Raw genomic sequence first — 23,209 nt, 5'->3', positions numbered from 1 at the left:
GGCTTGCCCGGCAGTCTGGTTACAGGCTTTTTCGGCTGCCGGTACTGTTGGGGCCGTTTTCGCTGCCTGGCTGTCCCTTGAGCCGATTCGGCGAGGGTGCAGAATGGGGTCTCTTATGTGTGTCAGAAAACAACAAGGAGATTCTCCGTGAACCTGTCGACACTCCTGGTCTTTATCCCTGCCTGCTTCGCCCTGAACATGGCACCCGGCCCGAACAACCTGCTGTCGATCAGCAATGCCTCACGCTACGGATTCATGCGGGCGTGCAGCGGTGGCCTTGGGCGGCTGCTGGCATTCGCGATCATGATTGCCCTGGCGGCAGTGGGGCTGGCGGCAGTGCTGCACACCTCCGAACTGCTGTTTCACGCGATCAAGATCGTTGGCGCCGCCTACCTGTTCTATCTGGCGGTGCAACTCTGGCGCGCCAATGGGGATTCGCCTGTGGATGAGGCGGCGGTCTCGGTCGGAGTAGGGCGTCTGGCGCGGCAAGAGTTTCTGGTGGCCATCGGCAATCCCAAGGCGATCCTTCTGTTTACTGCGTTCTTGCCGCAGTTCGTCGATCGTTCCGGGGTGATCACCACACAGTTCGCACAGTTGGGTGCGATGTTCCTGGCACTGGAGTGCGTTGCCATCGCCCTGTACTGCTATATGGGCGTGTATGCCCGGCGGCTGTTCGCCAAGCCCAGCGGCAAGCGGCTGTTCAACAGGATCTGCGCAGGCTTGCTGGCCAGCGCCGCCTCGTTCCTGCTGGTGGCACGCAGGGGGTGACACCCACGAAAAAGCCCCTGACGACTCTCATCGCCAGGGGCTTTTTCTTACAACAACCGCTAACCCGTATTACAGGCCTGCAGCAGCGCGCAGGGCGGCAGCGCGGTCGGTTTTCTCCCAGGTGAACGTGGAGAAGGTGTCTTCGCCCACGGTCTTGGTTTCCGGCGTGCGGCCGAAGTGGCCGTAGGCTGCGGTGTCCTGGTACATCGGGTGCAGCAGGTCGAGCATCTTGGTGATTGCGTACGGACGCAGGTCGAAGTGCTCGCGTACCAGCTGGATGATCTTGTCATCGCTGATCTTGCCGGTGCCGAAGGTGTTCAGCGAGATCGAAGTCGGTTGCGCGACGCCGATGGCGTAGGAAACCTGAATCTCGCAGCGCTCGGCCAGGCCAGCGGCAACGATGTTCTTGGCCACGTAACGACCGGCGTAGGCAGCCGAACGGTCAACCTTGGATGGATCCTTGCCGGAGAACGCGCCGCCGCCGTGACGGGCCATGCCGCCGTAGCTGTCGACGATGATCTTGCGGCCGGTCAGGCCACAGTCGCCCACCGGGCCACCGATGATGAACTGGCCAGTCGGGTTGATGTGGAACTGGGTGTCCTTGTGCAGCAGCTCGGCTGGCAGCACGTGCTTGACGATCAGTTCCATCACGCCGTCGCGCAGGTCGTTGTAAGACACATCCGGGTTGTGCTGGGTCGACAGCACGATGGCGTCGATACCGACCACGATGCCGTTCTCATAGCGGCAGGTGACCTGGGATTTGGCGTCCGGGCGCAGCCAAGGCAGCAGGCCGGATTTACGGGCTTCAGCCTGGCGCTTGACCAACTGGTGCGAGAACGCGATTGGCGCAGGCATCAGCTCTGGAGTTTCGTTGCTGGCGTAGCCGAACATCAGGCCCTGGTCGCCAGCGCCCTGATCTTCAGGCTTGGCGCGGTCAACGCCCTGGTTGATGTCAGGGGACTGCTTGCCGATGATGTTCATCACGCTGCAGGTCGCGCCGTCGAAGCCGACGTCGGAGCTGGTGTAGCCGATGCCGCTGATCACGTCGCGAACGATCTGCTCCAGATCAACCCAGGCGCTGGTGGTGACTTCGCCTGCCACGATGGCTACGCCGGTCTTGACCAGGGTTTCCACGGCCACACGGGCGTGTTTGTCTTGGGTAATGATGGCGTCCAGCACCGCATCGGAGATCTGGTCGGCGATTTTGTCCGGATGCCCTTCGGACACGGACTCGGAGGTGAAAAGGGAGTATTCGCTCATCTCGACAATTTTCCTGTGTTACCGATGGTGAGTGTCGCCAGCCGGTCGCTGAAAGTGGCGGACCTGGATCTGGAAACCATTACGTAAACCTATGTACAGACTTTCTCCGGGGACCAGCCCCGCAGCGATGGCCCAGCGGGCCAGGTCTTCCTGTTCGAAACCCAACCAGAGATCGCCACAGGCTTCCTTTGCCCAGCTCTGGTCGTGGCTGCACAACTCTGTCACCAAGAGGCTTGCGCCTGGTCGCAACAGGTTGGCCAGTTGTTTGAGTGCTTCGGCCGGCGCCGCAAAATGATGAAGCACCATATTCAAGACGACGCAGTCAGCCGAAACATTAGCGTCGGTCAATGCATCGGCCAGTTTCAGCTCGACATTATCCAGCGCCTTGCGCGTGCAGATGTCTCGCGCCAGATCGAGCATGGCCGGGCTGTTGTCCAGCCCTGTGACATGCCCGAAGCGCTGCGCAAGGTCCGGCAGGAAACCGCCGTCACCGGGCCCGACTTCAACGGCCGTGGCGCCTGCCTCGAAACTCAGTTTGTCCAGCAGCGACAGCAGGCTGTCGCGGTATTGCGGCAGTCCTGCGATCAGGTCCTGCTGGGCACGAAATTTCTCTGCGGTCCGTGCGAAAAAGTCCTGGCTGGCGTTGGCCCGTTGGCGATGGACCAGGCCGATACGGGCCTGGACATCGTCGGGAAGCGTCAGCTCATCGACCTCTTCGAGCAGTGCCGCGTGCAGCTTGCCGCCGAATAAATCGGTGTGGGGCAGGGCGCGGCGATAGAAGATCGCGTTGCCTTCCCGGCGAGTTGCCACCAGATCCGCCTGGGCCAGCACCTTGAGGTGATGACTCATGCCGGACTGGCCAATGGCGAAGATCTGCGCCAGTTCCAGCACGCCGAACGAATCGTTGGAGAGCGCGCGCAGCACGTTCAGGCGCAGCGGGTCGCCGCCGGCCTTGCACAAGGCAGCCAGTTCATCGCTTTGCTCGGGGCTGATGGCGGACGCAGGAATACTCATAGGGCTGGCAGTCTAGATACCGATCCGGGATGCTGCAAGGGCAATATCAAAAAGTTTTGATATTGGTCGATGGGTGGCGACGGGCTGACGCCGTGATTGCGCCGTTTGCGGGCGCAAGTCCCTTGCCAGTGAAGAAATATCGCCTGCAAGGCAGGAAAATCGTGCTTCGGGATGTATCTGTCATTGCCCCCAAGGCAGTGCCTGAGGGAAAATGGCCGCCTTTTTCAGATCCCACTTCTTTGCCCCAGGAGATCAGCGATGCCCAGCCGTCGTGAGCGTGCCAATGCCATTCGTGCCCTCAGCATGGATGCCGTGCAAAAGGCCAACAGCGGCCACCCAGGAGCCCCTATGGGCATGGCGGATATCGCTGAAGTCCTGTGGCGCGATTATCTGAAACACAACCCGAGCAACCCGCTGTTCGCCGACCGTGACCGGTTCATCCTATCCAACGGCCACGGCTCGATGCTGATCTACTCGCTGCTGCACCTGACCGGCTACGACCTGTCGATCGACGACCTGAAGAACTTCCGTCAACTGCACAGCCGCACCCCGGGCCACCCTGAATACGGCTACACCCCGGGCGTTGAAACCACCACCGGCCCGCTGGGCCAGGGTTTCGCCAACGCCGTCGGTTTCGCTGCCGCCGAGAAGACGCTCGCCGCACAGTTCAACCGTCCTGGCCACAGCATCGTCGACCACCACACCTACGTGTTCATGGGTGATGGCTGCATGATGGAAGGTATTTCCCACGAAGTCGCTTCGTTGGCCGGTACCCTGCGCCTGAACAAGCTGATCGCCTTCTATGACGACAACGGCATCTCCATCGATGGCGAAGTCGAAGGCTGGTTCACCGATGACACGCCAAAGCGCTTCGAATCCTACGGCTGGCTGGTGATCCGCAACGTCGACGGCCATGACGCCGACGAGATCAAGACCGCCATCGAAACCGCTCGCAAGAGCGACAAGCCGACCCTGATCTGCTGCAAGACCACCATCGGTTTCGGCTCGCCGAACAAGCAGGGCAAGGAAGAGTGCCACGGCGCTCCGCTGGGCAACGACGAAATCGCCCTGACCCGCGCTGCGCTCAAGTGGACTCACGGCCCGTTCGAAATCCCGGCCGACATCTACAAAGAGTGGGACGCCAAGGAAAAAGGCCTGGCGGCCGAGGCCGAGTGGGACCAGCGTTTCGCTGCCTACTCCGCTGCCTTCCCTGAGCTGGCCAACGAGCTGGTCCGTCGCATGAGCGGCGAGTTGCCAGCTGACTTCGCCGAGAAATCCGCTGCCTACGTGGCTGAAGTCAACGCCAAGGGCGAAACCATCGCCAGCCGTAAAGCCAGCCAGAACGCCCTGAGCGCCTTCGGCCCGTTGCTGCCCGAGTTCCTCGGCGGCTCGGCTGACCTGGCAGGCTCGAACCTGACCATCTGGAAAGGCTGCAAGTCCATCACCGGCGAAGACGCCAGCGGCAACTACCTGCACTACGGTGTGCGTGAGTTCGGCATGGGCGCGATCATGAACGGCATCGCCCTGCACGGCGGCTTCGTGCCATACGGCGCGACCTTCCTGATCTTCATGGAATACGCCCGCAACGCGGTGCGCATGTCCTCGCTGATGAAAAAGCGTGTGATCTACGTGTTCACCCACGACTCCATCGGCCTGGGCGAAGACGGCCCGACTCACCAGCCGATCGAGCAACTGACCAGCCTGCGTTCCACGCCGAACCTGGACACCTGGCGCCCGGCCGATGCCGTGGAGTCGGCAGTGGCCTGGAAACACGCCATCGAGCGCAACGACGGTCCTTCGGCCCTGATCTTCTCCCGCCAGAACCTGCCTCACCAGGCACGCGATGCGCTCCAACTGGAGAACATCAACCGTGGTGGCTACGTGCTGCGTGACTGCAACGGCGAGCCTGACCTGATCCTGATCGCTACCGGTTCCGAAGTCGGCCTGGCCGTTCAGGCGTTCGACAAGCTGACCGCCGACGGCAAGAACGTACGTGTGGTTTCCATGCCGTGCACCAGCGTCTTCGAAAGCCAGGACGCGCTGTACAAGCAGTCGGTCCTGCCGCTGGAAGTCAGTGCGCGTATCGCCATCGAGGCTGCTCACGCCGACTACTGGTACAAGTACGTCGGTCTGGAAGGCCGCGTGATCGGCATGACCACCTTCGGCGAGTCGGCCCCTGCGCCTGCGCTGTTCGAAGAGTTCGGCTTCACGCTGGAGAACGTCATCAGCACGGCTGAAGAGCTGCTGGAAGACGAGTAACAGGTCCAGTGGTCGCAATACTGTAGGAGTGAGCTTGCTCGCGATCAGCGGTGTGTCAGCGATGTATTCGGTGACAGGTATACCCAATCGCGAGCAAGCTCACTCCTACAGGTTCTTTGTGTAGTTCAAAACCCGAGAACCCCCATGCCAGAGTCACGCCCTTACAAAGTTGCCCTCAATGGTTACGGTCGGATCGGCCGCTGCGTGCTGCGCGCGCTGTGCGAGCGAGGGGCGAAGGCGGGCTTTGAAGTGGTGGCGATCAACGATCTGGCCGACATGGCCAGTCTCGAATACCTGACGCGCTTTGACTCCACACACGGCCGGTTTCCCGGCGAAGTGCGGGTCGAAGGCGATTTTCTGCACATCAACGATCACGTCATCAAAGTGTTCCGCAGCGAGACGCCGGAAGGCATCGACTGGAACGAACTGGACGTCGATCTGGTGATCGAGTGCTCGGGTGTCTATCACACCCGCGCCGACGGCGAGCGCTTCCTGGCGGCTCGCGCACCCCGTGTGCTGTTCTCCCATCCGATGGCAAGCGAGGCGGATGTCGACGCCACCATCGTGTACGGCATCAATCAGCAGAAGCTGACCGGTGACGAGCTGCTGGTGTCCGCTGCGTCCTGCACCACCAACTGCAGCGTGCCGTTGCTGGACCTGCTCAACCGCGAACTGGGCCTGGATTACATCACCATCACCACGATTCACTCGGCGATGAACGACCAGCCCGTGATTGACGCCTATCATCACGAGGATCTGCGACGCACGCGTTCGGCTTTCCAGTCGATCATCCCGGTGTCCACTGGTCTGGCGCGCGGCATCGAGCGGCTGCTCCCGGAACTTGCCGGCCGAATTCAGGCCAAAGCAGTTCGTGTGCCGACGGTGAACGTCTCATGCCTGGACATCACGATGCAGGTCAGGCGTGACACCGACGCGGTCGAGATCAACCGGATTCTGCGCGAGGCTGCCACAAGCGGCCCGCTCAAGGGCCTGCTGGCATACACCGAATTGCCGCACGCCAGTTGTGATTTCAACCACGACCCTCATTCGGCCATCATCGATGCCAGCCAGACCCGGGTTTCCGGTCCAAGGCTGGTCAACGTGCTGGCGTGGTTCGACAACGAATGGGGTTTTGCCAATCGAATGCTGGATGTCGCCGATCACTATCTGCGCAGCATCAACAAACAACAGTAATAAACACAGGAACACCTCATGACCGTGTTGAAGATGACCGACCTCGATCTGCAAGGTAAGCGCGTACTGATCCGCGAAGACCTCAACGTTCCGGTCAAGGATGGTGTCGTCACCAGCGACGCACGCATCCTGGCATCGCTTCCGACCATCAAGCTGGCGCTGGAGAAAGGCGCGGCTGTCATGGTCTGCTCGCACCTGGGTCGCCCGACCGAAGGCGAGTTCTCGGCCGAGAACAGCCTCAAGCCGGTGGCCGACTACCTGAGCAAGGCCCTGGGTCGCGAAGTGCCGCTCATCGCCGAGTATCTGGACGGCGTCGAGGTCAAGGCCGGCGACATCGTGCTGTTCGAAAACGTGCGCTTCAACAAGGGCGAGAAAAAGAACGCCGACGAGCTGGCGCAGAAGTACGCCGCTCTCTGCGACGTCTTCGTGATGGACGCTTTCGGCACTGCTCACCGCGCCGAGGGCTCGACCCACGGCGTGGCAAAATTTGCCAAGGTCGCGGCTGCAGGCCCGCTGCTGGCCGCCGAGCTGGAAGCACTGGGCAAGGCCCTGGGCAACCCGGCCAAGCCAATGGCCGCCATCGTTGCCGGCTCCAAGGTTTCCACCAAGCTGGACGTGCTCAACAGCCTGAGCGAGAAGTGCGACCAGTTGATCGTCGGTGGCGGCATCGCCAACACCTTCCTGGCCGCTGCTGGCCACAAGGTCGGCAAGTCGCTGTACGAGCCAGACCTGCTGGACACCGCCCGCGCCATCGCCGCCAAGGTCAGCGTGCCGCTGCCGGTTGACGTTGTGGTTGCCAAGGCATTCGCCCAGGATGCAGAAGCCACTGTCAAACTGATCGCCGACGTGGCCGACGACGACATGATTCTGGACATCGGTCCGAAAACCGCCGGACACTTCGCCGACTTGTTGAAATCTTCCAGGACTATCCTGTGGAACGGCCCGGTCGGCGTGTTCGAATTCGACCAGTTCGGCAATGGCACCAAAGTGCTGGCCCAGGCGATTGCCGACAGCTCGGCATTCTCCATCGCCGGTGGCGGCGATACTCTGGCAGCCATCGACAAATACGCTGTGGGCGAGAAAATCTCCTACATCTCCACCGGTGGCGGCGCGTTCCTCGAGTTCGTCGAGGGCAAGGTATTGCCTGCCGTGGAAGTTCTGGAACAACGCGCCAAGGCCTGAATATCAGGCCGTGGTGAAGGGGAATGACATGGTCAAGCCATTACCGCTGTTAATCATGGCGGGTTTGCTGGTCGGCTGCGCAAGCAAGCCTGAAGCCCAGACGGCGCTCAACGGCGCGCCGGAACAGCTTCAGGTCAGCTGCTATCAGGCTGGCTGGCAGGCTGAAACCGTACCGATCGTTTACAAGCGTGGCGGTCCTGAAGTCTGGGAAAAGTACGATTTCATGCCCGCCGTGGGACCTGTAGCCTGTCGCTGAATCTGAACTGACGGCGCCAGGGTGCATCTGAAACAGAACGGCCCCAGACTTACCGGGCGTTGACGCGAGTCGCGTCCGGCAGGGGATCCAGGAGTGGTAATGAAAGGCTTGATTGCCCTTGCGACACTGATGCTGCTGGGCGGTTGTGCCAGCATGAAGGCTTCCGAACCGGCCGCTGCCTGGACCCACTGGGTCTGTGACAGCAAGGCCGAGGTTTACTGGCGCTACGCCGACCCTGCGAAGAAAGAGGTCGATGTACGCCTGAACCAGAGCGAGCAGGTGTTCCGCTTGCAGGCAGCGCCCGGTGCTTCCGGCGCGCTTTACAGCAACGGCGTACTGGCGTTCGACAACAAAGGCAGCGAAGGCCTGGTCTACTGGGACGCTACCAACGATTTGATCGGTCGCGGCTGCAAGGCGCCATAAGGCACCTGGCGGTTCGAACGATGCAACACCGGGCGCCGCCTTTGCCGCGCGCCCCTATAATTTGAAGAGCTGCCGTTACGGCAGGCACACGCGATTAACGACCCTACCGGGAGAGAGACAGACAATGGCACTTATCAGCATGCGCCAGATGTTGGACCACGCAGCCGAATTCGGTTATGGCGTTCCGGCATTCAACGTGAACAACCTGGAACAGATGCGCGCCATTATGGAAGCGGCCGACAAGACCGATTCCCCGGTGATCGTTCAGGCTTCGGCCGGTGCGCGTAAATACGCAGGCGCCCCGTTCCTGCGTCACCTGATCCTGGCGGCAATCGAAGAATTCCCGCACATCCCGGTGGTCATGCACCAGGACCACGGCACCAGCCCTGACATCTGCCAGCGCTCCATGCAACTGGGCTTCAGCTCGGTGATGATGGACGGCTCGCTGGGCGTCGACGGCAAGACCCCGACCACCTACGAATACAACGTTGACGTGACCCAGCGCGTAGTCGCCATGGCCCACGCCTGCGGCGTTTCGGTAGAAGGTGAGCTGGGTGTTCTGGGCTCGCTGGAAACCGGCATGGCCGGCGAAGAAGACGGCGTTGGCGCCGAAGGCGTGCTGGATCACAGCCAGATGCTGACCGACCCTGAAGAAGCCGCTGACTTCGTGAAGAAGACCAACGTTGATGCCCTGGCCATCGCCATCGGCACCAGCCACGGTGCTTACAAGTTCACCAAGCCGCCTACCGGCGACATCTTGGCGATCGAGCGCATCAAGGAAATCCACAAACGCATTCCGAACACCCACCTGGTGATGCACGGTTCTTCGTCCGTTCCTCAGGAATGGCTGAAAATCATCAACGAGTTCGGCGGCGACATCAAGGAAACCTACGGCGTGCCGGTCGAGGAAATCGTTGAAGGCATCAAGCACGGCGTGCGCAAGGTCAACATCGACACTGACCTGCGTCTGGCGTCCACCGGTGCCATCCGCGAATTCATGGCCAAGAACCCGAGCGAGTTCGACCCGCGTAAATACCTGGCCAAGACCGTTTCGGCCATGCGCGACGTCTGCATCGCCCGTTACGAAGCCTTCGGCACCGCAGGCAACGCTTCGAAGATCAAACCGATCTCCCTGGAGCGCATGTTCGAGCGTTATGCCAAAGGCGAGTTGAACGCCAAGGTCAACTGATCATTATTTGATCGGTTCATCGGCAAGAAAGAGCCCGCAGCGATGCGGGCTTTTTTGTGCCCGGGATCTGGCCATTGAATGTGCCCTCGCTGTTACCTGGACAAGTGGGAGTGAGCTCAAAACCACACTCCGTGAATTGCCCGGCCACGTTTTGCACGTTGTTGCGAACGGGGGCAGGACTAGGATGGGGATCACTACAAAAACAAAACCCGACCGGAGAACACCTGATGAAGCCTTTGATTGGACTTATGCTCGGTGATGTCACTGGCATCGGCCCGGAGCTGGTGGTCAAGCTGTTGTCGACACCCCAGGCGCGTGAGCGGGCTGACGTGGTGATCATCGGCGACGAGCGTGTCCTGAAGCTGGGGATGCGCGATGCGGGCCTGACAATTCCCTACACCGTCATCCCGACCTTGAGCGACGCCGACCACAGCAGCGAAGCGGTCCCCCTGCTGGATCTGCACAACGTCGACCCTTCGTTGTTCGAGCGTGGTCAGGTCAACGCCGAATCTGGCCGCCTGACCGGCGAAACCCTCAAAGTGATGACTGACCTTGCACTGGCTGGCGAACTGGATGGCATCTGCTTCGCACCGCTGAACAAGGCAGGCCTGCATCGCGGCGGCTGGAATTATCACGACGAGCATCAGATGTTCGCCGCCTGGACCGATCATGTCGGCTACTTCGGCGAAGTGAACATCATCCCGCAGTTTTCCACCTTTCGTGTCACATCCCATGTTGCCTTGCGCAAAGCCGTCGATATGGTCCAGCCGGATCGCATCGAAGGCGCACTGCAACTGGCTCACGACACCTTGAAGGCGCTCGGCAATCCCACCCCGCGCATTGGCGTTGCCGCGCTCAACCCGCACAACGGCGAGAACGGCCTGTTCGGAGACGAAGAGATCACGATCATCCGCCCGACCCTGGAAAAGCTGCGCGCCAGGGGCTTGGCCAGCGAGGGGCCATTCCCCTCCGACACCGTGTTCATCAAGGCGCGCAACGGCGATTTCGACGCGGTGGTGATCATGTACCACGACCAGGGCCAGATCGCGACCAAGCTGCTCGGCTTCTCCCAAGGCGTGACCCTGACCGGCGGTTTGAAAACGGTCTACGCGACCCCCGCCCATGGCGTGGCCTACGACATCGTCGGCACCGGCAAGGCGGACGTGGGCGCGATGGCCGCAGCCTTTCGCGTGGCCACGGACAACGCCGCCGCCCGCAAGCTCAAGCGCGAGGTGGCCACCGCATAAGGACAGGGAATTCACCCGGTTGGTAAAGGACGTTCGTACTCAAGAATAAAACCGATAAAGAGGCTGGCGATATGTTCGAGAATTTCACCAAAACCACCGTCAAAACCAGCGGCGCCGAGATCGTCACGGTTGTGGGCGGCGAAGGCCCACCCCTGTTGCTGATGCACGGCAACCCGTTCAATCACCTGTCCTGGCACAAGATCGCACCGCGCCTGGCCAGGGATTTCACCGTCGTCTGCACCGACCTGCGCGGCTACGGCGACAGCTCCAAACCCGAAGGCGGGGGCGATCATTCCGATTACTCGTTCCGCGCCATGGCGCAGGATCAGGTCGAGGTCATGCAGTCGCTGGGCTTCGAGCAGTTTAACGCCGCAGGCCACGACCGCGGCGCCCGCGTGTTGCATCGCATGTGCCTGGATCACCCGGAAAAGGTGCTCAAAGCGGGCTTTGTCGACATGCTGCCGCAGCATCACTTGCTCAACAACGTTACCCGGCAGTGGGGCAAGTTTTCCTGGCACTGGTTCTTCATGGCTCAGGATTACCCGACGCCTGAGCGGATGATGGACATGGACCCCGAGTTCTTCATCCTGCGCAAACTCTCCAAAACCGCGCAGGGCACCAGCTTCTTCGGTCCCGAGGCGCTGGCCGATTACATTCGCTGCATCAAGAACCCGGCCACCACTCACGCCATGTGCGAAGACTACCGGGCAACCTTCGGGATCGATCTGGACATGGACACCGCCGACTTCGACGCAGGGCGCAAGGTCCACACGCCATCGTTGATTGTGTGGGGTGAGAAGGGCGGCGTGGGTCGCAACCACAACGCCGCAGAAGTCTGGGGCCGTTACGCGACCAACATCGTGCAGACGGCCACCGTGCCCTCAGGTCATTACCTGCAGGAAGAATGCCCCGACGAGACCTACGAGGTGTTGCAGGGCTTCTTCAAGTAAGTCGCAGTCGTATGCAGTAGCGACGCGAGCGGTCTGACCCACGCCGGGAGGACCGCTCGTTCCACGATAAAGACAAGAACAGGTGGAAAAAATGTTACCGACTCATGCGCAAAAGCGCAGGGCGACACTGACCTTCGTGTTGCTTTGCGTGATGGCTTTCATCATGTACGTCGACCGCACCAACCTGGCGGTCGCCGCTCCCACCATCAGCAAGGAACTGGGCTTCAGCAACACCAACCTGGGCATGATGTTCTCGGCCTTCGCGGTGGCCTACAGCTGCTTCATGATCCCCGGCGGCTGGCTCAGCGACCGAATCGGCTCCCGCAAGGCGATGCTGCTGTATGGCGTGATCTGGTCAGTGGCGACCATTGCCACAGGCCTGGTCAGCGGGTTAATCGTGCTGGTCATCGCCCGATTCGTGGTAGGCGTAGGCGAAGCGCCGATCTATCCAACCGCTGCACGGATGATCGCGCGGGCCATTCCGATCACCCAGCGCGGCACCGCCCAAGGCGTGATGCATGCGTCAGGACGGCTGGCCAATGCCCTGGCGCCGCTGATCGTGACCTTCCTGATCCTGCAGTTCTCCTGGCGCGCGGCCTTCATCATCCTGGGCGTGCTGACCCTGATCTACATGTTCGCCATGTATTTCATTCTCGGCGAGTCGAAGAAGCAGGTCGAGGCCGTCGTCATGGAGCCCGTTCGGGCACCGGCGCCGGTGCACTGGCCGACGATGCTGCGCAAGGTCTGGCCGGCTGCTGCGACCTGTTTCTGTCATGGCTGGGTGTTGTGGTTCTTTCTGAACTGGATTCCGTCGTTTTTCACACAGCGTTACGGCATGGATCTGTCGAAAACTGCGCTGTTTTCCACATTCGTGCTGTTAGGCGGGACCGTCGGAACAGCCGTCGGCGGGATGCTCTCGGACTGGCGCTTCAAAGTGACGGGCAACAAGCTGCGCTCGCGCAGGGACTTGATCATCTTTGGCTTTCTGGCGTCGATCATCGGGCTCATCCCGCTCATGTTCACGCAAAACATCTACATCTGCGCAGCGGGCTTGAGCTTTTCGTTCTTCTGCTCGGAACTGGCGGACTCGCCGCTGTGGGTGATCGGCACCGAGGTGTCCCATGAGCATTCCGCGACATCAAGCGCCTGCACCTTTTTCGGCATGGCAGTGGCGGGGGCGGTGTCGCCGGTGGTGATCGGCTGGCTATTGGATGTGACGGGGACCAACTGGATGGCGGCGTTTTCGGCTTCGATCGTGGTGGTGTTGCTGGGGCCGGGGCTGGCGATGTTCATCAAGCTGGATGACGAGCCGGGCGTCAGTGTGGTGCCCGCTGTGCCTGGGAAGCGCGTGGCTGCGTAGCTGGCCTGTAGCAGTCCGGCTTGCCGGCGGGGACGCCCTCATGTTCGCTCCCGCCGGCAAGCCGTGCTGCTACTTTTTCGGCAAACCGATGGTGCGACCGGTGTAGGTCGGGGCCGGTTGGTCGTGCTGCGCTTCAGCGAGCACCCGTAGGGCTTCCAGTGAATGCTCGCTGAATGGTGCGGATTTCGGGCCTGCCGCCAGATCGACGTGCAGCAGCATCTGGTCGCTGGCCGCCAGTTCTTCATCGCCGCCTGCCTTGTACAGGCTGTGATAGAGCTGAACCCGTTTGAGGTCATGGGCGACGATCTGCGTACGGACCTCGACCTCTTCGCCGAGCTTCACCTCGTGCAGGTAATTGATGTGTGCTTCCAGGGTGAACAGCGAGTTGCCGCTGGCGTCCCGGTCGTCGCTGGCCAGGCCGATTCGGTCCATGAAAGCGTCGGTGGCATAGCTGAAGATCAGCAGATAGAACGCATCGCGCAGATGGCCGTTGTAGTCCACCCAGTCCTGGAGGATCGGGGTTTTGTAGGTGGTCAGAGCGGGCATGCAAATCTCCTTGTCGAAATCAGGCCCCTAGCAGCACGGCTTGCCGGCGGGAGCGGTGTATCAGGCGACTCCTTCGTCACAGACACACCGCTCCCGCCGGCAAGCCGTGCTGCTACGGTCGTAAACCTTCACGGGACAGTGATCAGTCCTCGAACGCCATGCCATGCTTCTGCTTGGTCTTCTTCACCGCCTCCAGCACCGCCAGCAGGCAGTCATCGCGATAGCGTTCCAGCGCCGCGATGCTGTGGGTGCCGAGCTGTTCGCTGGTGCCCTCGACCACGTCGTCGATCAGTTTGTTTGTCAGTTCAGGCGCTGGCAGGTAGGTCCACGGCAATTGCAGCGCCGGCCCGAATTGCGCCATGAAGTGACGCATGCCCGCATCGCCGCCCGCCAGGGTGTAGGTCAGGAAGGTGCCCATGAACGACCAGCGCAGGCCTGCGCCGAAGCGGATTGCATCGTCGATTTCGCCGGTGGTCGCCACGCCATCGTTGACCAGGTGCAGCGCCTCGCGCCACAGCGCTTCGAGCAGACGGTCGGCGATGAACCCCGGCACTTCCTTGCGCACGTGCAGGGCGCGCATGCCCAGCGATTCGTAAACCTTGATCGCCGCCTGCACGGCTTCTGGGGCAGTATTCTTGCCGCCAACCACTTCCACCAGCGGCAGCAGGTACACCGGGTTGAACGGGTGGCCCACCACGCAGCGTTCGGGATGCGTGGCGCTTTCGTAGAATTCAGAAGGCAGCAGGCCCGAGGTGCTGGAGCCGATCAAGGCGTTGGGCTTGGCCGCAGCGCTGATCTTGCTGTGCAGGTCGAGCTTGAGCTCCAGCCGCTCAGGGGCGCTTTCCTGAATGAAGTCAGCGTCACGTACGCATTCTTCGATGGTCGCCACGAAACGCAGGCGATCCTGCGAAGCGCCTGCTGCCAGGCCTTTCTGTTCCAGCGCCGGCCATGCCTTGGCGACACGCTGACGCAGTGCGGCTTCTGCTCCCGGCGCCGGGTCCCAGGCGATCACATCCAGGCCGTTGGCCAGGGCACGGGAAACCCAGCCGCTGCCGATGACACCGCTGCCCAGCGCAGCGAAGGTTTTGATTTCGGTGATGAAGGTCATGGTGACTACTCGAAAATGGGTTCACAGAGGACCTGTAGGAGTGAGCTTGCTCGCGATAGCGGCCTGTCAGATACACATACGCCGACTGACGTATTGCTATCGCGAGCAAGCTCACTCCTACAGGAGAGGATTTATGGCGGGATCAACCGCGACGTTTGAGCCCCATCTTCACGCGGCCTTCAGCCGGGGTCATGACCCGTGCGCCCATGCGGCTGAGGATTTCGCTGGCGCGCTCGACCAGCGCGCCGTTGCTCGCCAGCACGCCCTTGTCCAGCCAGATGTTGTCTTCCAGGCCGACCCGCACGTTGCCGCCCAGTAGCACCGCCTGCGCCGCCATCGGCATTTGCATGCGGCCGATGCCGAAACCGGCCCAGACCACGTCCGCCGGCAGGTTGTCGACCATGGCCTTCATCGTGGTGGTGTCCGCCGGAGCGCCCCACGGGATGCCCAGGCACAGCTGGAACAACGGGTTGTCCAGCAGACCTTCTTTCATCATCTGCTTGGCGAACCACAGGTGGCCGGTGTCGAAGATCTCAAGCTCGGCCTTCACGCCCAGTTCCTGAATGCGCTTGGCACCTGCACGCAGTTGCGCCGGGGTCGATACGTAAATGGTGTCGCCGTCGCCGAAGTTCAGGGTGCCGCAGTCCAGCGTGCAGATTTCCGGCAGCAGCGCTTCGACGTGGGCCAGGCGAGCCAGCGGGCCCACCAGATCGGTATTCGGGCCGAAGTCGGTCGGACGCTCGCCCGGGCCGATTTCAAGGTCGCCACCCATGCCTGCGGTCAGGTTGACGATGATGTCGATGTCGGCCTCGCGGATGCGGTCCATGGTTTCGCGGTACAGCTCGACGTCACGGCTGAACTTGCCGGTCTGCGGATCACGCACATGGCAATGCACCACAGTGGCGCCCGCCTTGGCGGCCTCGACGGCGGCGGCAGCGATCTGTTTCGGGGTGATCGGGACCAGATGGCTCTTCCCGGTCGTGTCGCCAGCACCGGTGAGTGCGCAGGTGATGATGACGTCGTGATTCATGTGTGAGGTTCCTTGCAGGCCAGGGCGTGTGAGAGGCGGGTTTTTGCCACCCGCTTTTGAGGTGCAAAGCTACGCAGGCCAAAGCCCCTCAAAACGCACAGCGGCGACAAGCTCTTGCACGGTAGCGACCTGTGCTGTTGCCTCGTTGTCTGAACAGGCGTATCTGGTATGAACACGATCCCTGTAGGAGTGAGCTTGCTCGCGATAGCGATTCTCCGGGCACATGTCCGCTCGCTGATATGCCGCTATCGCGAGCAAGCTCACTCCTACAGGTTATGTGTCGTTCGCCAGATATTTCGCAGCCCCGCCAAATCCCCAAGGAACGCGCCAACGATGTCCCAGGATTTCTACTTTCTGCTCATGCCCGGCTTCTCCATGATGGGCTTCGTCTCGGCGCTGGAGCCGTTGCGTGTGGCCAATCGTTTCGGCGGCGAGCTGTATCGCTGGCATGTGCTGAGCATCGACGGCGGGCCGGTGATTGCCAGCAACGGCATGTCGGTCAACGCCGATGCGGCGCTGGAACCGCTGAAGAAGGGCGCGACGCTGTGCGTCATGGGCAGTGTGGACCCGCTCAAGTTCTACACCTCGACCCTTGAGCACTGGCTGCGAAGGCTCGATCTTGAGGGCGTGACCCTGGGCGCCATCGACACCGGCAGCTTCGTGCTGGCCGAAGCCGGGTTGCTGGAGGGCTATCGCCTGACCCTGCACTGGGAGGCGCTGGACGCGTTCAAGGAAACCTACCCGACATTGCAGGCGACCCAGGAACTGTTCGAAATCGATCGCCGCCGCATCAGTTCGGCAGGGGGCACGGCGTCCATCGACCTGATGCTCGACCTCATCGGCCAGGCCCACGGCCCGGATCTGGCCATCAAGGTGTCCGAACAGTTCGTGCTCGGCCGCATCCGCCAGCGCAAGGACCACCAGCGCATGCAGATCGCCACGCGCTACGGCATCAACAACAAGAAGCTGGTGCAGGTGATCGGCGTGATGGAACAGCACACCGAGCCGCCCCTGAGCACGCTGGAGCTGGCAGAAGGCATCCAGGTGACACGCCGTCAGTTGGAGCGCCTGTTTCGTTTGCACCTGAACGACACACCCAGCAACTTCTACCTCGGCCTGCGCCTGGAAAAAGCCCGCCAACTGCTGCGCCAGAGCGACATGAGCGTGCTGGAAGTCAGCATCGCCTGCGGTTTCGAATCGCCGTCATACTTCACCCGCAGCTACAAGGCGCGGTTTGTGGTCTGCCCCAGGGAAGATCGTGGGCGGGTGGCGCGGGAGCCGAAGGTGGTTTGATTCCCGATTATGGTCAATTATACTCGCGACTATAAATTATGGTCCTGGCAATAATCGGGTATAAATCATGGCAAAGCGCACTGGCTTTGTATTCAGACGCGACAGCCTCGCGCTTACCATCGCGCAGGGGCTGATCGGCGAAGGCTTGCACGATTACTCCTCCGGGCTGTTTCTTGCGGCGCCCCGGCGGACCGGAAAAAGCACGTTTTTGCGCGAGGACCTGGTGCCTCAATGCATCAAGCAGGACTGGCTGCCGGTGTATGTCGACCTGTGGGCTGACCGGGAAAAAGACCCCGCCGACCTCATCAGTGCCGCGATTGCGGCCGCGCTGGTGCCTTTTGAGAAAGGCGTCCGCAAGCTCGCCAAGTCAGCGGGTATCGAAAAGCTCAATTTCCTGCGCACCTTGTCCTGGGATTTCAGCAAACCGCAGTTGCCTGTCGGCTCCACCCTGACCCAGGCTCTGGAGTTGCTGCACAGCGCTGCGCAGAAAATGATCGTGCTGATCATTGACGAGGCCCAGCACGCGCTGACCAGTGAGGCGGGCGTCAATGCGATGTTCGCGCTGAAGGCTGCACGCGATGAGCTCAACCAAGGGGTGGAGCGGGGTATTGGCGGATTACGGCTGGTCCTCACAGGCTCCAACCGCGACAAGCTGGCGCATCTGGTATTGAACAAGAACCAGCCGTTCTATGGGTCGAGCATCACGCCGTTTCCCTTGCTGGGTAAGGACTTCACCAAGGCTTACACCGCTCATTTGAACAGCCATCTGGCGCAAGACAACCAGTTTTCTGCAGCCGATATCGATGCCGCGTTCGACCTGGTCGGGCGCCGCCCGGAAATGCTGCGCTCGATTATCGGCGATGTCGCCCTTGAACTGGGGGAGGCGGAAAACCTCGGCGAGTTGCTGCGTAACAGTGCGCAATCTCTGCGCGCAGGTGTCTGGGAGGAATTCGAGAGTGCCTACAACGCGTTGACGCCCCCACAGCGCGGGGTGCTGGAGGTCATGGCTGATCGCGCGCATGACAACCAGCCCTTTGCGCCGTTCTCCGATGCAACGGTGTTGGCGGTAGGCAAGGCGCTGGAGACGTTGGGCAGCGAGGTGGTGCCCGGGACGCAGACCATTCAGGCGGCAATTGATTCGTTGCGTGACAAAGAGCTGGTCTGGAAATCCAGTCGCGGCGCCTATGCGCTGGAAGACAAGGCCTTTGGCGAATGGCTGAGGCAGCGCAGAGGCCCGTAGCAGCACGGCTTGCCGGCGGGGGCGGTGTGTCAGTCACTCATGGGTTGACTGATTCACCGCTCCCGCCGGCAAGCCGTGCTGCTACAGGTTTATTTCACGCCTTTCATCAACGCCGCGCACGCCGCCTTGTATGCATCATGCTGATACTTGTTCAGCGAGGCGGGCGGTTCGATGTTGTGTTTCTTGGCCTGGGCCGTGAGGGTCTGGGGTGACAGCAGCACCACTTCGCAGTCTTCCAGCAGTTGAAAGACCGTTTCGATCTTGAAGGTGGTCGGGCCGCCGGCGAACTCGCCTTTCTTGCTGCGCTTCTTGATGGCGATGTGGGTGATGGCGTTTTCGCGCACGAAGGTCGCGATCTGCCGGGCGAACGCCTTGACGTTGTCCGCTTCGTCATCGTCTTCCAGGGCGATCTTCTTGATGGCCAGGGGCAGCGATTCAAGCGCGCCGGATGCGCGAGTGGCGACAGCGAAGATGGCTTCGCTGCCTTTGATGTCTACGCCGCAGATATTCATGTGCTGACCTTGAGCCTGTAAAAGGCGTCAGGGTATCTCATTCAGACTGCGCGATGCTTTCCAGGTACTCGGAGCGCTCGTCGCTCATGCGCGCCAGGCAGTCATTCTGGCCGATATTGAATTCCTTGGTGCCGGGCTTGGCCGGGAAGACTTCCACGGCGCAGTCGGCGTCGCGCAGTTTCTTCCAGGCGTCCTGGGCGGTCTTGAGCTTGCCGGCGAATTCGTCCGATTGCGCCTTGTTCGCGCCAAACTGCACGTTCACCCGCTCCAGCAGGTTCTGGAAGTTCTCGTCCAGCAGCTTGACCGCGGTGTCGCGGCTGTACACCGAACATTCCAGGGTCTGTTTGTCTTCGTCCACGCCGTCGCAAGGGGTCGCGTCCGGGTTGGCCGCTGCGTGAGCGCCTGTCGCGAATAGAGCCAGAGCCAGAAAAATCGTCTTCATTGGGGTTTCCCGATTCAGTGATGCGGGGAATTCTCGCCCAAGCGCGCGGCAAAGAACAGTTATCAAACGCAGGTGGCAGACGCCCGCAGTCGTCGTTTGTCGTTTCTTGACGCTTTCGGCAATTCCCTTGTCGTTTTTGCATCCGGCTCATCCGACCCGCAGGCATATGCTGGCCCCAAAGCGCCGGCAGACGTTTCGGCGCACGAACAACCTATAGGGGACAGCCTGATGAGCCCAGCCGAATTGCACGCCGACAGCATCGTTATCGACGGTCTGATTATCGCCAAATGGAACCGTGAGCTGTTCGAAGACATGCGCAAAGGCGGCCTGACCATGGCCAACTGCACCGTGTCGGTTTGGGAAGGGTTTCAGCAGACCGTCAACAGCATCGCCTCCAGCCAGAAACTGATTCGCGAAAACAGCGACCTGGTCATGCAGGTTCGCAACACCGCCGACATCCGCAAGGCCAAGGAGCTGGGCAAGACCGGTATCCTCTTCGGCTTCCAGAACGCCCATGCCTACGAAGACCAGATCGGCTACGTCGAGATCTTCAAGCAGCTGGGCGTGGGCATCGTGCAGATGTGCTACAACACCCAGAACCTGGTCGGCACCGGTTGCTACGAGCGTGACGGCGGCCTGTCGGGCTTCGGTCGTGAAATCGTCGCGGAAATGAACCGCGTTGGCGTCATGTGCGACCTGTCCCACGTCGGTTCCAAGACGTCCGAAGAAGTGATCCTCGAATCCAAGAAGCCAGTGACCTACTCGCACTGCCTGCCTTCGGGTCTCAAGGAACACCCACGCAACAAATCCGACGCTGAACTGAAATTCATCGCCGACCACGGCGGTTTCGTCGGCGTGACCATGTTCGCGCCGTTCCTGGCCAAGGGTATCGATTCGACCATCGACGACTACGCCGAAGCCATCGAATACGTGATGAACATCGTCGGCGAAGACGCCATCGGTATCGGCACCGACTTCACCCAGGGCCACGGCCAGGACTTCTTCGAGTACCTGACCCACGACAAGGGCTACGCCCGCCGCCTGACCAGCTTCGGCAAGATCATCAACCCGCTGGGCATCCGCACCGTCGGCGAATTCCCGAACCTGACCGAAACCCTGCTCAAACGCGGCCATTCGGAGCGCGTTGTACGCAAGATCATGGGCGAAAACTGGGTTCGCGTATTAGCGGATGTCTGGGGCGAATAAGCCCTAGATCACACACTTTTCCCTCTCCCGTCCGTGGAGGGGGCATCCAACAAAATTTTCTGGAGTTAAGTTTCCATGGCCAAGATCGCCCCGCAATTGCCTATCGAAGTCGACAGCGAGACCGGTGTCTGGACTTCCGACGCCCTGCCAATGCTGTACGTGCCGCGTCATTTCTTCGTCAACAACCACATGGGCATCGAGGAAGTTCTGGGGGCTGACGCCTACGCCGAGATTCTCTACAAGGCCGGTTACAAGTCCGCCTGGCACTGGTGCGAGAAGGAAGCCGAGTGCCATGGCCTGGAAGGCGTCGCGGTGTTCGAGCACTACATGAACCGTCTGTCCCAGCGTGGCTGGGGTCTGTTCAAGATCCAGGAAATTGACCTGGATAAAGGCACCTGCAGCGTGAAGCTGGAGCACTCGGCCTTCGTTTATGTGTACGGCAAGGTCGGTCGCAAGGTCGACTACATGTTCACTGGCTGGTTCGCCGGTGCCATGGACCAGATTCTCGCTGCCAAAGGCAGCTCCGTTCGCACGGTGGCCGAGCAGGTCTACGGCGGATCGGAAGAGGGCCACGAAGATGGCCTGTTCGTCGTAAAACCGTTGTAAGCCGAGGACCGTGAGATGGCTTTCGAAGCAATGTTTCAGCCTATACAAATCGGCAAACTGACAATCCGCAACCGCGTCCTCAGTACCGCACACGCCGAGGTCTATGCCACTGACGGTGGCATGACCACCGACCGGTATGTGAAGTATTACGAGGAGAAAGCCAAAGGCGGCATCGGCCTGGCCATTTGTGGCGGCTCCTCCAGCGTGGCCATCGACAGCCCGCAAAGCTGGTGGAAGTCGGTCAACCTGGCCACCGACAACATCATCCCGCATTTCCAGAATCTGGCCGACGCCATGCACAAGCACGGCGCCAAGATCATGATTCAGATTACCCACATGGGCCGACGCTCCCGCTGGGACGGCGACCATTGGCCGACCCTGATGTCGCCATCGGGCATCCGCGAGCCTGTGCACCGCGCCACCTGCAAGACCATCGAGCCGGAAGAGATCTGGCGCGTGATCGGCAACTACGCAAGCGCAGCCGCCCGTGCCAAGGCCGGTGGCCTGGACGGCGTGGAACTGTCGGCCGTGCACCAGCACATGATCGACCAGTTCTGGAGTCCGCGCGTCAACAAGCGTACTGACGAATGGGGCGGCAGCTTCGAGAACCGCATGCGCTTCGGCCTGGAAGTGATCAAGGCTGTGCGCAAGGAGGTCGGTCCTGACTTCTGCGTGGGGCTGCGTATCTGCGGTGACGAATTCCACCCGGACGGTCTCAGCCATGAAGACATGAAAGAGATCGCCAAGTATTACGACCAGACCGGCATGATCGATTTCATCGGTGTGGTGGGCTCGGGTTGCGACACGCACAACACCCTGGCCAACGTTATCCCCAACATGAGTTATCCACCGGAGCCGTTCCTGCATCTGGCGGCCGGTATCAAGGAAGTGGTCAAGGCCCCGGTTCTGCACGCGCAGAACATCAAGGACCCGAACCAGGCGACCCGTATCCTGGAAGGCGGTTACGTCGACATGGTCGGCATGACCCGCGCGCACATCGCCGACCCGCACCTGATCGCCAAGATCAAGATGGGCCAGGTTGACCAGATTCGTCAGTGCGTCGGTGCCAACTACTGCATCGACCGCCAGTACCAGGGGCTGGACGTGCTCTGCATCCAGAATGCCGCGACTTCCCGTGAATACATGGGCGTGCCGCACATCATCGAGAAAACCACCGGCGTCAAACGCAAAGTGGTGATCGTCGGTGCCGGCCCTGCGGGGATGGAAGCTGCACGTGTTTCCGCTGAACGTGGCCACGACGTGACCCTGTTCGAGAAGAAGGACGCCATCGGCGGCCAGATCACCACGGCCTCGAAAGCGCCGCAGCGTGATCAGATTGCCGGTATCACCCGCTGGTATCAGCTGGAGTTGGCTCGCCTTAAGGTCGATCTGCGCCTGGGCACTGCGGCTGACATCGCGACCATCAGGGACCTGCGTCCGGATGTGGTGGTGCTGGCGGTGGGCGGTCATCCGTTCATCGAGCAGAACGAGCACTGGGGCGCGGCAGAAGGCCTGGTGGTCAGCAGCTGGGACGTGCTGGACGGCAAGGTTGCACCGGCCAAGAACGTGCTGGTCTACGACACCATTTGCGAGTTCACCGGGATGTCCGTGGCCGACTTCATGGCGGACAAGGGCAGCCAGGTCGAGATCGTCACCGATGACATTAAACCGGGCGTGGCCATGGGCGGTACGTCGTTCCCGACTTACTACCGCAGCATGTACCCGAAAGAAATCATCATGACCGGCGACATGATGCTGGAGAAGGTCTACCGCGAAGGCGACAAGCTGGTGGCGGTGCTGGAAAACGAATACACCGGCGCCAAAGAGGAGCGGGTGATCGACCAGGTGGTCATCGAGAACGGCGTGCGTCCTGACGAAGAGCTGTACTACGGCCTTAAGGACGGTTCGCGCAACAAGGGCCAGATCGACATCGATGCCCTGTTCGCGATCAAGCCTCAGCCGTCGTTGAGCCAGTCTGGCGACGGCTACCTGCTGTTCCGCATCGGCGACTGCGTGGCGCAGCGTAATACCCACGCCGCGATCTACGACGCACTCAGACTGTGTAAAGACTTCTGACGGCTTGCACATAACCCTGTGGGAGCGAGCTTGCTCGCGAAGGCGGCA

General features: G+C 61.1%; 23 protein-coding genes. 16 read left to right on the top strand and 7 right to left on the bottom strand.

Annotated elements, in window-relative coordinates:
* Nucleotides 1–147: 147 nt before the first annotated feature.
* Nucleotides 148–768, top strand: coding sequence for a LysE family translocator (locus NPS29_RS07010; protein WP_274131601.1), 621 nt, complete (start codon nucleotides 148–150; stop codon nucleotides 766–768).
* A 69-nt stretch (nucleotides 769–837) separates the two neighbouring features.
* Here NPS29_RS07010 and metK read toward each other — a convergent pair whose 3' ends face one another.
* Together metK and NPS29_RS07000 are read right to left on the bottom strand one after the other, a co-directional pair.
* Nucleotides 838–2,028 carry a methionine adenosyltransferase gene (gene metK / locus NPS29_RS07005; RefSeq protein WP_274131600.1) on the bottom strand — a complete coding sequence of 397 codons (1,191 nt, stop codon included), beginning with the start codon at nucleotides 2,026–2,028 and terminating at the stop codon, nucleotides 838–840.
* 18 nt (nucleotides 2,029–2,046) lie between these two features.
* Nucleotides 2,047–3,042, bottom strand: coding sequence for an ArsR/SmtB family transcription factor (locus NPS29_RS07000; protein WP_274131599.1), 996 nt, complete (start codon nucleotides 3,040–3,042; stop codon nucleotides 2,047–2,049).
* Nucleotides 3,043–3,071: 29 nt separating this feature from the next.
* On the opposite strand from NPS29_RS07000, the gene NPS29_RS06995 reads away from it, so the two are divergent.
* The 10 genes from NPS29_RS06995 (at nucleotide 3,072) to NPS29_RS06950 (ending at nucleotide 13,102) form a co-directional block, all read left to right on the top strand.
* Complete coding sequence (locus tag NPS29_RS06995; protein WP_274131598.1) at nucleotides 3,072–3,317, top strand: hypothetical protein; 246 nt, start codon at nucleotides 3,072–3,074, stop codon at nucleotides 3,315–3,317.
* Complete coding sequence (gene tkt, locus NPS29_RS06990; protein ID WP_274131597.1) at nucleotides 3,301–5,301, top strand: transketolase; 2,001 nt, start codon at nucleotides 3,301–3,303, stop codon at nucleotides 5,299–5,301. The genes NPS29_RS06995 and tkt overlap by 17 nt, the downstream gene beginning before the upstream one ends.
* A gap of 144 nt (nucleotides 5,302–5,445) precedes the next feature.
* Nucleotides 5,446–6,495: an erythrose-4-phosphate dehydrogenase gene (gene epd / locus NPS29_RS06985; RefSeq protein WP_274131596.1), complete on the top strand. Its 1,050-nt coding sequence runs from the start codon at nucleotides 5,446–5,448 to the stop codon at nucleotides 6,493–6,495.
* Between the two features lie 18 nt (nucleotides 6,496–6,513).
* Nucleotides 6,514–7,677, top strand: coding sequence for a phosphoglycerate kinase (locus NPS29_RS06980; RefSeq protein ID WP_274131595.1), 1,164 nt, complete (start codon nucleotides 6,514–6,516; stop codon nucleotides 7,675–7,677).
* Nucleotides 7,678–7,705: 28 nt separating this feature from the next.
* Nucleotides 7,706–7,933 (top strand): hypothetical protein, encoded by a 228-nt coding sequence (locus NPS29_RS06975; protein ID WP_274131594.1) that lies wholly within the window; start codon nucleotides 7,706–7,708, stop codon nucleotides 7,931–7,933.
* 99 nt (nucleotides 7,934–8,032) lie between these two features.
* Nucleotides 8,033–8,356, top strand: coding sequence for an MliC family protein (locus tag NPS29_RS06970; protein WP_274131593.1), 324 nt, complete (start codon nucleotides 8,033–8,035; stop codon nucleotides 8,354–8,356).
* Nucleotides 8,357–8,480: 124 nt separating this feature from the next.
* The gene (fba, locus tag NPS29_RS06965) at nucleotides 8,481–9,545 is read left to right on the top strand and encodes a class II fructose-bisphosphate aldolase (RefSeq protein ID WP_274131592.1); all 1,065 of its coding nucleotides are present in this window, start codon (nucleotides 8,481–8,483) and stop codon (nucleotides 9,543–9,545) included.
* 227 nt (nucleotides 9,546–9,772) lie between these two features.
* Nucleotides 9,773–10,792, top strand: coding sequence for a PdxA family dehydrogenase (locus tag NPS29_RS06960; protein ID WP_274131591.1), 1,020 nt, complete (start codon nucleotides 9,773–9,775; stop codon nucleotides 10,790–10,792).
* A gap of 71 nt (nucleotides 10,793–10,863) precedes the next feature.
* Nucleotides 10,864–11,742: an alpha/beta fold hydrolase gene (locus NPS29_RS06955; protein WP_274131590.1), complete on the top strand. Its 879-nt coding sequence runs from the start codon at nucleotides 10,864–10,866 to the stop codon at nucleotides 11,740–11,742.
* 91 nt (nucleotides 11,743–11,833) lie between these two features.
* Nucleotides 11,834–13,102, top strand: a complete 1,269-nt coding sequence (locus NPS29_RS06950; RefSeq protein WP_274131589.1) for an MFS transporter — start codon at nucleotides 11,834–11,836, stop codon at nucleotides 13,100–13,102.
* A gap of 69 nt (nucleotides 13,103–13,171) precedes the next feature.
* Here the strand turns inward: NPS29_RS06950 and NPS29_RS06945 are convergent, their stop codons facing one another.
* The 3 genes from NPS29_RS06945 to NPS29_RS06935 all read right to left on the bottom strand — a co-directional run bounded on the left by NPS29_RS06945 (nucleotide 13,172) and on the right by NPS29_RS06935 (nucleotide 15,786).
* Entirely contained in the window at nucleotides 13,172–13,648 is a 477-nt protein-coding gene (locus NPS29_RS06945; RefSeq protein WP_274131588.1) for a thioesterase family protein, read from the bottom strand.
* A gap of 142 nt (nucleotides 13,649–13,790) precedes the next feature.
* Nucleotides 13,791–14,756 (bottom strand): L-carnitine dehydrogenase, encoded by a 966-nt coding sequence (locus tag NPS29_RS06940; protein ID WP_274131587.1) that lies wholly within the window; start codon nucleotides 14,754–14,756, stop codon nucleotides 13,791–13,793.
* Nucleotides 14,757–14,898: 142 nt separating this feature from the next.
* The gene (locus NPS29_RS06935; RefSeq protein WP_274131586.1) at nucleotides 14,899–15,786 is read right to left on the bottom strand and encodes a 3-keto-5-aminohexanoate cleavage protein; all 888 of its coding nucleotides are present in this window, start codon (nucleotides 15,784–15,786) and stop codon (nucleotides 14,899–14,901) included.
* A 333-nt stretch (nucleotides 15,787–16,119) separates the two neighbouring features.
* Here NPS29_RS06935 and NPS29_RS06930 point away from each other — a divergent pair, with 333 nt between their 5' ends.
* Together NPS29_RS06930 and NPS29_RS06925 are read left to right on the top strand one after the other, a co-directional pair.
* Nucleotides 16,120–17,079, top strand: a complete 960-nt coding sequence (locus NPS29_RS06930; RefSeq protein ID WP_274131585.1) for a GlxA family transcriptional regulator — start codon at nucleotides 16,120–16,122, stop codon at nucleotides 17,077–17,079.
* A 67-nt stretch (nucleotides 17,080–17,146) separates the two neighbouring features.
* On the top strand, nucleotides 17,147–18,319 hold the full coding sequence (locus tag NPS29_RS06925) for a hypothetical protein (RefSeq protein ID WP_274131584.1): 1,173 nt from the start codon (nucleotides 17,147–17,149) through the stop codon (nucleotides 18,317–18,319).
* 89 nt (nucleotides 18,320–18,408) lie between these two features.
* Here NPS29_RS06925 and NPS29_RS06920 read toward each other — a convergent pair whose 3' ends face one another.
* Nucleotides 18,409–18,831, bottom strand: a complete 423-nt coding sequence (locus tag NPS29_RS06920; RefSeq protein WP_274131583.1) for a DUF3010 family protein — start codon at nucleotides 18,829–18,831, stop codon at nucleotides 18,409–18,411.
* A gap of 37 nt (nucleotides 18,832–18,868) precedes the next feature.
* Nucleotides 18,869–19,273 (bottom strand): lysozyme inhibitor LprI family protein, encoded by a 405-nt coding sequence (locus NPS29_RS06915; RefSeq protein WP_274131582.1) that lies wholly within the window; start codon nucleotides 19,271–19,273, stop codon nucleotides 18,869–18,871.
* Nucleotides 19,274–19,501: 228 nt separating this feature from the next.
* Here NPS29_RS06915 and NPS29_RS06910 point away from each other — a divergent pair, with 228 nt between their 5' ends.
* From NPS29_RS06910 to dgcA, 3 genes are all read left to right on the top strand, one after another.
* Nucleotides 19,502–20,479: a dipeptidase gene (locus tag NPS29_RS06910; protein ID WP_274131581.1), complete on the top strand. Its 978-nt coding sequence runs from the start codon at nucleotides 19,502–19,504 to the stop codon at nucleotides 20,477–20,479.
* A 75-nt stretch (nucleotides 20,480–20,554) separates the two neighbouring features.
* Complete coding sequence (locus tag NPS29_RS06905) at nucleotides 20,555–21,085, top strand: DUF5943 domain-containing protein (protein ID WP_274131580.1); 531 nt, start codon at nucleotides 20,555–20,557, stop codon at nucleotides 21,083–21,085.
* A 15-nt stretch (nucleotides 21,086–21,100) separates the two neighbouring features.
* Nucleotides 21,101–23,161, top strand: a complete 2,061-nt coding sequence (dgcA, locus tag NPS29_RS06900) for a dimethylglycine demethylation protein DgcA (RefSeq protein WP_274131579.1) — start codon at nucleotides 21,101–21,103, stop codon at nucleotides 23,159–23,161.
* The last annotated feature ends 48 nt before the right edge of the window (nucleotides 23,162–23,209 follow it).

This window comes from Pseudomonas putida (genome assembly GCF_028682175.1).
Classification (GTDB): Bacteria; Pseudomonadota; Gammaproteobacteria; order Pseudomonadales; family Pseudomonadaceae; genus Aquipseudomonas; species Aquipseudomonas putida_AD.
This window is presented reverse-complemented; position numbering and strand designations above follow the sequence as displayed.